The 12,815-nt window shown below is 72.5% G+C and carries 8 protein-coding genes; 5 read left to right on the forward strand and 3 right to left on the reverse strand.

The window, feature by feature from the left end; translation table 11 throughout:
• Nucleotides 1-202: 202 nt before the first annotated feature.
• Together polA and ACX25U_RS27205 are read left to right on the forward strand one after the other, a co-directional pair.
• Nucleotides 203-2,929, forward strand: coding sequence for a DNA polymerase I (gene polA / locus ACX25U_RS27200; RefSeq protein ID WP_454383812.1), 2,727 nt, complete (start codon nucleotides 203-205; stop codon nucleotides 2,927-2,929).
• A 310-nt stretch (nucleotides 2,930-3,239) separates the two neighbouring features.
• Nucleotides 3,240-3,659, forward strand: coding sequence for a hypothetical protein (locus ACX25U_RS27205; protein WP_454383813.1), 420 nt, complete (start codon nucleotides 3,240-3,242; stop codon nucleotides 3,657-3,659).
• On the opposite strand, the gene ACX25U_RS27210 is transcribed toward ACX25U_RS27205, so the two are convergent.
• Nucleotides 3,571-4,455 (reverse strand): DUF4184 family protein, encoded by an 885-nt coding sequence (locus tag ACX25U_RS27210; protein WP_454383814.1) that lies wholly within the window; start codon nucleotides 4,453-4,455, stop codon nucleotides 3,571-3,573. The genes ACX25U_RS27205 and ACX25U_RS27210 overlap by 89 nt on opposite strands.
• 181 nt (nucleotides 4,456-4,636) lie before the next feature.
• Here ACX25U_RS27210 and ACX25U_RS27215 point away from each other — a divergent pair, with 181 nt between their 5' ends.
• On the forward strand, nucleotides 4,637-6,403 hold the full coding sequence (locus ACX25U_RS27215; protein WP_454383815.1) for a lytic transglycosylase domain-containing protein: 1,767 nt from the start codon (nucleotides 4,637-4,639) through the stop codon (nucleotides 6,401-6,403).
• On the opposite strand, the gene ACX25U_RS27220 is transcribed toward ACX25U_RS27215, so the two are convergent.
• Together ACX25U_RS27220 and ACX25U_RS27225 are read right to left on the reverse strand one after the other, a co-directional pair.
• Nucleotides 6,404-9,001 (reverse strand): ATP-dependent RNA helicase, encoded by a 2,598-nt coding sequence (locus ACX25U_RS27220; RefSeq protein WP_454383816.1) that lies wholly within the window; start codon nucleotides 8,999-9,001, stop codon nucleotides 6,404-6,406. It abuts the gene before it with no gap.
• A 4-nt stretch (nucleotides 9,002-9,005) separates the two neighbouring features.
• Complete coding sequence (locus ACX25U_RS27225; protein ID WP_454383817.1) at nucleotides 9,006-9,827, reverse strand: class I SAM-dependent methyltransferase; 822 nt, start codon at nucleotides 9,825-9,827, stop codon at nucleotides 9,006-9,008.
• Nucleotides 9,828-10,171: 344 nt separating this feature from the next.
• Here ACX25U_RS27225 and rpsA point away from each other — a divergent pair, with 344 nt between their 5' ends.
• Nucleotides 10,172-11,662, forward strand: a complete 1,491-nt coding sequence (rpsA, locus tag ACX25U_RS27230; protein ID WP_454383818.1) for a 30S ribosomal protein S1 — start codon at nucleotides 10,172-10,174, stop codon at nucleotides 11,660-11,662.
• Nucleotides 11,663-11,873: 211 nt separating this feature from the next.
• The gene (locus ACX25U_RS27235) at nucleotides 11,874-12,812 is read left to right on the forward strand and encodes a PAC2 family protein (RefSeq protein WP_454383819.1); all 939 of its coding nucleotides are present in this window, start codon (nucleotides 11,874-11,876) and stop codon (nucleotides 12,810-12,812) included.
• Nucleotides 12,813-12,815: the final 3 nt, after the last annotated feature.

Genomic DNA, 12,815 nt, shown 5'->3' on the forward strand with positions numbered 1-12,815 from the left:
GGAGCCCCGGGGCGGGACCTCTCTCCCCACCGAGACGGGTGGACCGGGTGGGCAAAGCACGGGGCGCAGCCCCGAACGGGGTCTGGGGCGGAGCCCCGGGGACGGGGCCTCTTCCCCCACCGAGACGGGCGGGTGGGTGGGCAAGACCCCGCTCCGAAGGGGCTGGGTCCGGCTGTCAGTGGTCCGTGGCAGGATCGGGGACGTGGCAGATACAGCATCGAAGAAGACCGACAGCACCCCCGGCGGCAGCCGCCCGCGGCTGATGCTCATGGACGGGCACTCGCTGGCCTACCGCGCGTTCTTCGCGCTGCCCGCGGAGAACTTCACGACCGCGACGGGACAGCCGACGAACGCGATCTACGGCTTCGCGTCGATGCTGGCCAACACGTTGCGTGACGAGGCACCCACGCACTTCGCGGTGGCGTTCGACGTGTCCCGCAAGACGTGGCGCTCGGAGGAATTCACCGAGTACAAGGCGAACCGTTCCAAGACGCCGGACGAGTTCAAGGGCCAGGTCGAGCTGATCTGCGAGCTGCTCGACGCGATGCACGCCGCCCGCTTCGCCGTCGAGGGGTACGAGGCGGACGACGTGATCGCCACCCTCGCCACCCAGGCCGAGGCCGAGGGCTTCGAGGTACTGATCGTCACCGGCGACCGGGACTCCTTCCAGCTGGTCAGCGAGCACACCACGGTGCTGTATCCCACGAAGGGCGTCTCCGAGCTGACCCGGTTCACCCCGGAGAAGGTCGCCGAGAAGTACGGGCTGACGCCCGCCCAGTACCCGGACTTCGCCGCCCTGCGCGGCGACCCCTCCGACAACCTGCCCGGCATCCCCGGCGTGGGCGAGAAGACGGCCACGAAGTGGATCAACCAGTTCGGCTCCCTCGCCCAGCTCGTCGAGCGCGTCGACGAGGTCAAGGGCAAGGCCGGGCAGAACCTGCGCGACCACCTGGAGTCCGTCGAGCTCAACCGCCGCCTCACCGAGCTGGAGCGGAACGTCGGGCTGCCCAAGGCGGTCACCGACCTCGCGCGCACGCCGTACGACCGCAAGGCCGTCGCGGCGGTCCTGGACACCCTGGAGATCCGCAACCCCTCCCTGCGCGAGCGCCTCTTCGCCGTCGACCCGGGTGCCGAGGAGGCCGAGGCCACCCCGATCGCCGCGGACGGCGTGGAGCTGGACGGCACCGTGCTCGGCACCGGCGAGCTGGCGCCCTGGCTCGCCGAGCACGGCACGCAGACCCTCGGTGTCGCCACCGTCCATGCCTGGGCGCTGGGCGCGGGCTCCGTCGCCGAGGTCGCGCTCGCCGCGTCCGGGGGAGCCGCCGCCTGGTTCGACCCGACCCAGCTGGACGAGGCCGACGAGGGCGCGTTCGCGAGCTGGCTGGCCGACGCCGGCCGGCCCAAGGTCTTCCACGACGCCAAGGGCGCGATGCGGGTCTTCGCCGAGCACGGCTGGCGCGTCGAGGGCGTCGCCATGGACACCGCGCTCGCCGCCTACCTGGTCAAGCCGGGCCGCCGCTCCTTCGACCTGGACGCGCTGTCCCTGGAGTACCTGCACCGCGAGCTCGCCCCCGCCGCCCAGGCCGACGGCCAGCTCGCCTTCGGCGCGGACGAGGGCGCCGAGGCCGAGGCCCTGATGATCCAGGCCCGCGCCATCCTCGACCTGGGCGAGGCCTTCGAGGGCCGCCTGCGGGAGGTCGGCGCTGCAGAGCTGCTGCGCGACATGGAGCTGCCCACCTCCGCGCTGCTCGCCCGCATGGAGCGGCACGGCATCGCCGCCGACCGCGCCCACCTCGAAGCGATGGAGCAGACGTTCGCCGGCGCGGTGCAGCAGGCCGTGAAGGAGGCGCACGCGGCGGCCGGCCACGAGTTCAACCTCGGCTCGCCCAAGCAGCTCCAGGAGGTCCTCTTCGGCGAGCTCGCCCTGCCGAAGACCAAGAGGACCAAGACGGGCTACACCACCGACGCCGACGCCCTGGCCTGGCTCGCCACCCGGACGGACAACGAGCTGCCGGTGATCATGCTCCGCCACCGCGAGCAGGCCAAGCTCCGCGTCACCGTCGAGGGCCTGATCAAGACCATCGCGGCGGACGGCCGTATCCACACGACCTTCAACCAGACGGTGGCCGCCACCGGCCGCCTGTCCTCCACCGACCCCAACCTGCAGAACATCCCCGTCCGCACCGACGAGGGCCGGGCCATCCGTCGCGGCTTCGTCGTCGGCGAGGGCTTCGAGTCGCTGATGACCGCCGACTACAGCCAGATCGAGCTGCGCGTGATGGCCCACCTGTCTCAGGACGCGGGCCTGATCGAGGCGTTCACCTCCGGCGAGGACCTGCACACCACGGCCGCCTCGCAGGTCTTCGGCGTCGACCGCTCGGCCGTGGACGCGGAGATGCGCCGCAAGATCAAGGCGATGTCGTACGGCCTGGCGTACGGGCTGTCGGCCTTCGGCCTCTCCCAGCAGCTGAACATCGAGGCGGCCGAGGCCCGCGCCCTGATGGACGCCTACTTCGAGCGCTTCGGCGGCGTACGGGACTACCTGCGCCGCGTGGTCGACGAGGCACGGGCGACCGGCTACACCGAAACCCTCTTCGGCCGCCGCCGCTATCTGCCCGACCTCAACAGTGACAACCGCCAGCGCCGCGAGATGGCCGAGCGGATGGCCCTCAACGCGCCGATCCAGGGCACGGCGGCGGACATCGTCAAGATCGCCATGCTGCGCGTGGACAGCGCCCTGCGCGAGGCCGGTCTCGCCTCCCGGATGCTGCTGCAGGTCCACGACGAAATCGTCCTGGAGATCGCCCCCGGCGAGCGCGCGGCCGCCGAGGAGATCGTCCGCCGCGAGATGTCCGGCGCGGTCCGGCTCAGGGCCCCCCTGGACGTCTCGGTGGGCGTGGGCCCGGACTGGGAGTCGGCGGCGCACTGAGCCCGTCCGGCGGATGACGGGATCGCGGAGGCCGGCCCCCACCGGATCGTGAGGGTCGGCCCCACCCCCCAGCTCTTCGAGCAGGGGGACCGCCATCGCTCCGCGTCGGCCCCCTCCTCCGCCTGCCGACTCCACGCACCAGCGCCGCTCGCCCGGGCCCGACACGGCCCCGCGACCTGAAGCCGGCCAGGGCCTGATCCACCGGACGGGCCCCGGCCGGTCCCGCACCGCCGAGGACGCCCGCCACGCCCGTCACTCACGTGGCCCCCGCAGAAACGCAGTCGTCACCCATGCCCGCCAGGATGCGGGCATGGGTATACGTATGCTCAACCACCGGCCGGTGGTGATCCGGGCGGACATCGGCGAGGTCCCCGCCGAGCCGCCGCCATCGGTGCCGCCCTTCGCGGCCGACGCGAGCACCGCCCGCGTCCCCACCGACCTGCCGACGACCCTGCGCCGCGCCGCGCGGGACCTCCGCCGCCGGCTGACGCCCGGCGAGCCCGCCCTCGGAGAGACACCCCCCTGGTGCCTGTGGGCCGACGTCGCCCGCGGCTACCTCGCGCTCCTCCTCGCCCGCCTGCACCGGCCGGGCCCTGCGCAGCACGTCACCGTCTTCGTCGCCACCGCGGCTCCCGCCCCCGTCAGCGACCGCTCCGAAGGCCCGCCTCCGCACCGCCCCTGTCAGGACCGGGGTCACCGGCAGGGCCCCGAGCCGGACGCCACGCCCTGACCGCGGCGGCGTACACGAACAGCCCCGCCACCAGCCCCGCGCCCGCACCGAAGCACAGCGTCGGTACCACGTCCCGCACCCTGGCTCCGACCCCGACCCCGGCCCCGGCCTCCCGCAGGAAGGACCAGGCCCTGGCGAGCCGCTGCACGGCCCCGGCCGCCGCGCAGCCGATGATCACGGCCCAGGCCCACCACCGGTCCCGTACCGACAGCACGGGCACCCCCGCGGGCTCACCCGCCGGCGCCCGCCGCAGCGCGTGGACCAGGAAGGCGGCGATCACGACCGCCGCCACCGCCGAGCTGCCGTACTGCAGGTACGTGTAGACCGGCATGCCCGCCACCTGCTGCCCGAGCACCGGAAACTGCCGCATCCCCCACCGGTCGAGGTGGGTGAACGCGTCCCAGACCACATGCGTCAGCGCGCCCAGCGCGGCGGAGACGTACCACCACGGCACCGAGGACGCCTCCACGCGCGCGCGTGGGACCCCGCACCGCACCAGTGCCGCCGTACGTCCCTGAAGCGGGCGTGGCAGCAGGGCCACCAGCGGTTCGCGCAGCAGCAGCCACAGTCCCACCAGTGCCCAGGCGATGAGCACGTCGAGCGTGAACACCCCGGGGAGGGAGTGGGTGACCGCACCGAACTCCATCGCGCCGGACACGGCACTTGCCGCGTAATAGGTCATGTCGGGCGCGAAGGAGCCCGCCACGAGCACCGCCGGCACCAGCCGGCCCCGCCCCGTCCCGTCGCCGCGCACGGCGGGCAGTACGGCCGCCGCATGGCTGAGTGTGAACGGCAACGGAGCTCCTTCGAACGGCTGTTGACGTCCCAGTATGGGGTACACGCCAACGCGGTCTTCGTTTAACACCTCGTGCCCAACCGGTGAAAACCGGGCATGAACAGGTGCCGAGGGAAAAGAAGTTGTCGTAGGGTCACCTGCACAGACGGACGTCGGGGCGTCCACGGGAGGGGTTCACTGTATGGCGGCGCATTTCGGCAGCAGGCTGCGCAAGGGAGCGGCGACCACGGCCGTGGCCGCAGCGGTGGTCGCGGCTCTCTCCGCCTCCCAGGCTCCCGGGGCCACGGTCGACGACCACGGCAGACAGTCCGCCGCCGAGGCGACGCCCTCCGGGCCGGAGGCGAACACCGACGGCGCCGCGACCGGCAACTCGCCGTACTACACGGAACTGCCGCCCCTCAACAGCCCCAGCCCGGCGCCCACCACCGGCACCCCCACCGACGGCACCCCCGTCGTCCAGGGGCCGGCCGAGGCCCGCATACCCGCGACCGTCCTCGACGCCTACAAGAGGGCCGCGGAGGAGCTGCACGCAGCCAAGCCCGGCTGCAACCTGCCCTGGCAACTGCTCGCCGCCATCGGCAAGGTCGAGTCCGGCCACGCGAGCGGCGGCAACGTCGACGCGAACGGCACCACTCTCTCCCGGATCACCGGCCCCCCTCTCGACGGCAACGGCTTCGCCCACATCAGCGACACCGACCGCGGAGCCTACGACGGCGACAGCGTGTACGACCGTGCGGTCGGCCCCATGCAGTTCATCCCGTCCACCTGGGCCTGGGCGGGCCGCGACGGCAACGGCGACGGCAAGAAGGACCCCAACAACGTCTACGACGCCGCCCTCGCCGCCGGCCACTACCTGTGCCGCTTCGGCTGGGACCTGTCCACCGACGCCGACCTCAGGCGCGCGATCCTCAGCTACAACGACTCGCAGGCCTATCTGAACACCGTCCTGTCCTGGCTGGAGTACTACCGCAAGGGCACCCACTCGGTGCCGGACGGCACGGGCCCGCTGCCGTCCCGGCGCAGCGACGAGACGGCCGGCGCGGGCACCGGTCCGTCCCCGCGCACGTCGAGCCCCGCACCCGGCAAGCCGGCCAAGCCGGGCGGCGGCGGTACGACGAGCCCGGGCCCGAAGCCGTCGCCGCCCTCCAAGCCGTCGCCGCCGTCCAAGCCGACCCCGCCGTCCACCCCGGAGGAGCCGACCCCGGGCAAGCCCACCCCGCCGCCCACGGCCACGGACACCGTGCACCACCTCGAGGACGCGGGCACGGGCAAGCTCTCCGCCATGGCCGGTGACGCGTTCTCCGAGAAGATCAGCACGCGTGCCGAGACGAAGGACGGCAAGCCGGTCGGCAAGGTCCGGATCCGGTTCACGATCACCGGCGACACCGACGCCACCTTCACCGGCGGCGAGAAGGTCGCCACAGTGACCACGGACTCCTCGGGCGTGGCGGTGGCGCCCGCGCTCCGGGCGGGTGAGAAGACGGGCGACTTCACCGTCCGCGCGGCGGTGGCCGGCCGCATGGCCCCCGGCGTCGGCTACACGGCCACCGTCACCGAGCGCGCCGCCGACGCCCTCACCCGTACCTCCGACACCCCGCTGACCTGCACGCCGGGCGGCGAGTTCGCCGACCAGGTGGAGGTCGAGGCCACCTACAAGGGCGCCGCCGCGGACAAGGTCGCGGCCACCGCCACCCTGATCAGGTCGGACGACGACCTCACCGAGAACGACAAGGGCCCCCACTTCAAGGACGCCGACGGCAACCCCGTCCGCACCCTGAAGGACCTCCGGACGGACGCCAAGGGCCTCCTGAAACTCCCGAAGCTGTACGCGGACGACACCACCGGCACGTTCCTGCTCCGCATCACCACCACCGGCGGCGCGACGCTGACGGTGGAGCTGAAGGTGGAGCCGACGGACCCGTCACCGAGCCCGTCGGCATCCTCGTAGTCAGCGTCCGAGCCGGGCGTTGGTGTGCCGGGTCGGCTGGGCGCTCGCGGGGTCCTCGGGCCAGGGATGCCGGGGGTACCGCCCGCGCAGTTCCGCTCGTACGTCCCGGTAGCCGCCCTTCCAGAAGGAGGCGAGGTCGGTCGTGACGGCGGCGGGGCGGCCGGCCGGGGAGAGCAGGTGGACGAGGACGGGCACGCCGGCCGCGGTGGGCGTTTCGGTCAGACCGAACATTTCCTGGAGCTTCACGGACAGTACGGGCTGCTCGGGGTTCGAGTAGTCCAGCCGGATCCGGGAGCCGCTGGGGACGGTGATCCGCTCCGGGGCCAGCTCGTCCAGGCGGGTCGCGTCGCCGGTGGACCAGGGGAGCAGTCGGGCCAGTGCCTGGCCGGCGTCGATGCGGGCGAGGTCGGCGCGGCGCCGGGCGCGGCTGAGTTCCGGTTCGAGCCATTCGTCCACACGCGCGTGGAGCGCGTCGTCGGACACGTCGGGCCAGGGGTCCCCGATGTGGTGGTGCAGGAAGGCCAGCCGGAGGCGCAGTACGGCGGACGCCGGTGTCCGACGCAGCAAGCAGAGGCCTTCCTGCCGCAGGCCCGCGAGCAGCGCCTCCCGTACGAGGGCGGGGTCGGCATCGGTCAGCGGTCGTGCCGACAGCTCCACGGCGCCCAGCCGCTCCACCCGTCGGGCGACGACGTCCCCGTCCGCCCAGCGCACCTCGTCCCGCTCCTCGTACAGCGTCCCGGCCGCGAGGCGGGCCACGTCCTCGTCGACGGCCGCGGCAAGCCGCACGCGCGCGTGCCTCCTGCCGACCGGCCGGTCGGCCACGGCAACGGCGATCCAGGGCGCCCCTTGCAGAGGAGACGCCTCCGGCAGCTCGGCCCGCGTTCCGGACACCATGAGATAAGACCCGCCATCAAGCCTGGCCACCCGCTCCGGAAACGCCAGGGCGGCAACAACTCCGGCGGTCCGCGCACCCGCGGCAGCCCCCGACTCGCTCGCGTCCCTTGCTCCGGCGTCAGCCCGGAGTCCTGTGGCCTTCCCGCCCGGGGCGCCTGGTCCTGCCTCGGCGTCCACCTGTGAACGAGCGAGACGGGTGGGCGGGTGGAAAACCTCTCCCACGACGGCCCGCAGCCGCCGCACCTCCGCACGCCACCGCGACACATACGCGTCACCCCCACGCCGCACACCCCGCAGAGCCGCGGCAAGGTCGTCTCCGTACTCCCGCGGCACCTCCTCGCTCAACAGAGCGACGATCTCCGCAGCCACGCGGCCGGAGGCGTCGAGCAACGCCCGCCCCAACCGCGGATGCACCCCCAGCCGTGCCAGCGACCGCCCCCGTTCCGTGGCCCGCCCCGCGGAGTCCACCGCCCCCACGGCCCCCAGAACCTCCCGCGCCGCCGCCATCGCCCCACCCGGCGGCGGGTCCAGCAACGCCAGCCCGGAGGCGTCGGGGTCGCCCCAGCAGGCCGCCTGGAGGGCGAACGCCGTCAGGTCGGCCACCTTGATCTCCGGTGCCGGAAAGGCCGGCAGACGGGCGTCCTCGGCCTCCGCCCAGCACCGGTACACCGCCCCCGGCGCTTCACGCCCGGCACGCCCCGCCCGCTGCCGCCCGGACGCCCGCGAGGCCCGTACCGTCGTCAGCGCGCTCAACCCGCGCGCGTGGTCCACCCGCGGCTCCCGCGCGAGCCCCGAGTCGACGACCACCCGCACTCCGGGCACCGTCAGCGACGACTCGGCCACGGACGTGGCGAGCACCACCCGGCGCCGCCGCCCCGGCGACAGCACCGCCTCCTGCACGTCCGCCGGCGCCCGCCCGTGCACCTGAAGCACGTCCGCGCCGGCCGGCTCGCCCAGCCGGCCGGCGACCCGCCCGATCTCGCCCACCCCCGGCAGGAAGCACAGCACGTCCCCGTCCCGCTCGGCGAGCGCCCGCCGCACCACCGACGCCACGTGTGCGAGCAGCGCCGGGTCCACCCGCATCCCGTGCGGCGGCCGTACCGCCCGCGCGGGCGGTGCCCACACCACCTCCACCGGATGCGACACGCCGTGCGCCTCCACCACCGGCGCCCCGCCCAGCAGCCGCGCCCACCCCTCCGCGTCCGTGGTCGCCGAGGCGGCCACCAGCCGCAGCTCCGGCCGCAGCGTCTCCCGTACGTCCCACAGGAACGCCGCCGCCGTGTCCGCGTCCAGATGCCGCTCGTGGCACTCGTCGAGCACCACCACGTCCACACCGGCAAGCTCCTGGTCCCGCTGCAGCCGCTGCAGCAGCACGCCGGTCGTCACGACCTCCACGCGCGCGTGCGGCCCGACGACCCGCTCCCCGCGCACGGTGAAGCCGACGCTCCCGCCGACCTTCTCGCCCAGCAGCCACGCCATCCGCCGGGCCGCCGCCCGCGCCGCGATCCGCCGCGGCTCGGCCACGACGACGCGCCGCGCCGGACCCTCGCCCAGCAGTCCGGCCAGCGCGAGCGGCACCAGCGTGGTCTTGCCGGTACCGGGCGGCGCCACCAGAACGGCGGTCCCGTGACCGTCCAGCGCGTCGTGAAGGCCGGGCAGCGCCCCGCGCACCGGCAACGCGTCCAGCTCCTGGTGACGGATCACGCGGTCAGTCCCGTACGCAGACGAAGATCGCCGTTCCCGGGATCAGGTTCCCGCGCAGCGGCGACCAGCCGCCCCACTCGGAGGTGTTCCAGGCCGGCCACTCCGGCTCGACCAGGTCCACCAGGCGGAAACCGGAGGCCACCACGTCCCGCACCCGGTCGCCGATGGTCCGGTGGTGCTCGACGTACACCGCGCGGCCGTCCTCGTCCTGCTCCACGTACGGCGTACGGTCGAAGTAGGACGCGGCCACCGACAGCCCCTCCGGACCGGGCTCGTCCGGGAACGCCCAGCGGATCGGGTGCGTCACCGAGAACACGAACCGCCCACCCGGCCGCAGCACCCGTCGCACCTCCCGCAGCACCGCGCGCGGGTCGGCGACGAACGGCAGCGCCCCGTACGCCGAGCAGGCCAGGTCGAAGGAGCCGTCCGCGAAGGGCAGCGCGACCGCGTCCGCGCACACCAGGGGGAACGTTCCGCCGATCCGCAGCGCGTGCTGGAGCTGGCGGTGGGACAGGTCCAGGGCGACCGGGCGCGCTCCCCGCCCGGCCAGCCAGCGCGAGCACTGCGCCGCGCCGGCGCCGATCTCCAGGACGTCCTTGCCCTTCAGCTCGCCCGGATCGCCGAGCAGCTCCGCCTCCGCCTCGTCCAGGCCCTCCGGGCCCCACACGAAGCGGTCGTCGCCGAGGAACGTGCCGTGTTCGATCTGGTACTCGTCCGCGTTGCGGTCCCACCAGCCCCGGTTGGCCCGGGCGCTCTCCGTGACACCTGCCTCACGCCGGGTGGCCTCCGGTTCGAACGCGTCAACCGCCTGGGAGGATTCGGACACTTGGATGATCGGCTCCCTCGTCGTACTCTTCCGTCGGGCCGCGTGGCCACGCAGGACGCCAAGACGGGTTTTCTGCCGGGAATGGGGGGATCCGCCCCGGGTGGGCGGCTTCGCGCATTGACCCTGTCCGGCTGCCCCCGTATGCTACAAGTTGCGCTGCGGGCCTGCGCACCTCAGACGGAGCAGGCTGCGCTCGCATCTGTTGTATGTCCCCTCGGTTGTCGAGGCGCCACAGTGGTCCTGGGTGGCGCTTCCTTGGCTGTCCGGCTTCTACAGAGCGAAACGGGCTCCCGGCGTAACGCAGTACCTACGACTTCAATGTCCGTACCGGAGCCCTTTCCCACATGACGAGCAGCACCGAGACCACCGCCACCACCCCGCAGGTAGCGGTCAACGACATCGGTAACGAGGAAGCATTCCTCGCAGCGATCGACGAGACGATCAAGTACTTCAACGACGGCGACATCGTCGACGGCGTCATCGTGAAGGTCGACCGGGACGAGGTCCTGCTCGACATCGGTTACAAGACCGAAGGTGTCATCCCGAGCCGCGAGCTCTCGATCAAGCACGATGTCGACCCGAACGAGGTCGTTGCCGTCGGCGACGAGATCGAGGCCCTTGTCCTCCAGAAGGAGGACAAGGAAGGCCGCCTGATCCTCTCGAAGAAGCGCGCCCAGTACGAGCGTGCCTGGGGCACCATCGAGAAGATCAAGGAAGAGGACGGCATCGTCACCGGTACCGTCATCGAGGTCGTCAAGGGTGGTCTCATCCTCGACATCGGCCTCCGCGGCTTCCTGCCGGCCTCCCTCGTCGAGATGCGCCGTGTCCGCGACCTCCAGCCGTACGTCGGCAAGGAGCTCGAGGCAAAGATCATCGAGCTGGACAAGAACCGCAACAACGTGGTCCTCTCCCGCCGTGCCTGGCTGGAGCAGACCCAGTCCGAGGTCCGCCAGACGTTCCTCACGACCCTGCAGAAGGGTCAGGTCCGCTCCGGTGTGGTCTCCTCGATCGTCAACTTCGGTGCCTTCGTGGACCTGGGTGGCGTCGACGGTCTGGTCCACGTCTCCGAGCTGTCCTGGAAGCACATCGACCACCCGTCCGAGGTCGTCGAGGTGGGCCAGGAGGTCACCGTCGAGGTCCTCGACGTCGACATGGACCGCGAGCGCGTCTCCCTGTCGCTGAAGGCGACCCAGGAAGACCCGTGGCAGCAGTTCGCCCGCACCCACCAGATCGGCCAGGTCGTGCCCGGCAAGGTCACGAAGCTGGTTCCGTTCGGTGCGTTCGTCCGCGTGGACGAGGGCATCGAGGGTCTGGTCCACATCTCCGAGCTGGCCGAGCGCCACGTGGAGATCCCGGAGCAGGTCGTCCAGGTCAACGACGAGATCTTCGTCAAGGTCATCGACATCGACCTGGAGCGTCGCCGGATCTCGCTGTCCCTCAAGCAGGCCAACGAGTCCTTCGGCGCCGACCCGATGGCGGTCGAGTTCGACCCGACCCTGTACGGCATGGCCGCGTCCTACGACGACCAGGGCAACTACATCTACCCCGAGGGCTTCGACCCGGAGACCAACGACTGGCTGCCGGGCTACGAGAAGCAGCGCGAGGAGTGGGAGCGCCAGTACGCCGAGGCGCAGTCCCGCTTCGAGCAGCACCAGGCGCAGGTCGTCAAGTCCCGCGAGGCGGACGCCCAGGCCGCTGCCGAGGGTGGCGAGGCCGCCGCTCCGGCCGCGTCCGGCGGTTCGTACTCCTCCGAGGGCGGCGACAGCTCCGGCGCGCTGGCTTCGGACGAGGCGCTGGCCGCGCTGCGCGAGAAGCTGGCCGGAGGCCAGAGCTGATCGCCAGCCGCTGGGCTTAGCCGATGGCTTCGAGGGGCCGCACCTGAAAAGGTGCGGCCCCTCGGGCTTGTCCGGGTGGTATCGGCTGTCTGCCAAGTGCCGGTTTCGTTGTGGCTGGTCGCGCGGTTCCCCGCGCCCCTGGAAGATCCGGGAATGCCGGGGCCCCGTTCCTCGTTGTAAACCTACGGACACGAGGAGGGGCGATCACACAGTGCTTGATCCGCAGGGTTTGTACGCATGGGAGCCGAAGGGTCTGGCAGTCGTCGACATGGCGCTGGCCCAGGAGTCGGCCGGTCTTGTCATGCTTTACCACTTCGACGGATACATCGACGCGGGCCAGATCGGCGACCAGATCGTCGAGCGGCTGCTGGACTCGCTGCCCCACCAGGTCGTGGCGCGGTTCGACCACGACCGGCTCGTGGACTACCGGGCCCGCCGCCCGCTGCTGACGTTCCAGCGCGACCGCTGGACCGGGTACGAGGTGCCCGCCATCGAACTGCGCCTGGTCCAGGACACGACGGGCGCGCCGTTCCTGCTGCTGTCCGGGCCGGAGCCCGACGTGGAGTGGGAGCGCTTCGTGGCGGCCGTACGGCAGATGGTGGAGCGGCTGGGCGTACGCCTGTCGGTGAACTTCCACGGCATCCCCATGGGCGTCCCGCACACGCGCCCGGTGGGTCTGACCCCGCACGGCAACCGCAGCGACCTCGTACCGGGCCACCGCAGCCCCTTCGAGGAGGCGCAGGTGCCGGGCAGCGCGGAGGCGCTGCTGGAGTACCGCCTGATGCAGGCCGGACACGACGTGCTGGGCGTGGCCGCGCACGTGCCGCACTACATCGCGCGCTCCCCGTACCCGGACGCGGCGCTGACGGTCCTGGAGGCCATCACCTCGGCCACCGGCCTGGTCCTGCCGACCGTGGCCCACTCCCTGCGCAACGACGCCCACCTCACGCAGACCGAGATCGACCGCCAGATCCGCGAGGGCGACGAGGAGCTGACGTCCCTCGTCCAGGGCCTCGAGCACCAGTACGACGCGGCGGCCGGCGCGCAGACCCGGGGCAACATGCTCGCCGAGCCGGTCGACATCCCGTCGGCGGACGAGATCGGCCGCGAGTTCGAACGCTTCCTGGCGGAGCGGGAGGGCGACAACTGATCC

The sequence above is a fragment of the Streptomyces sp. JNUCC 63 genome (genome assembly GCF_054366325.1).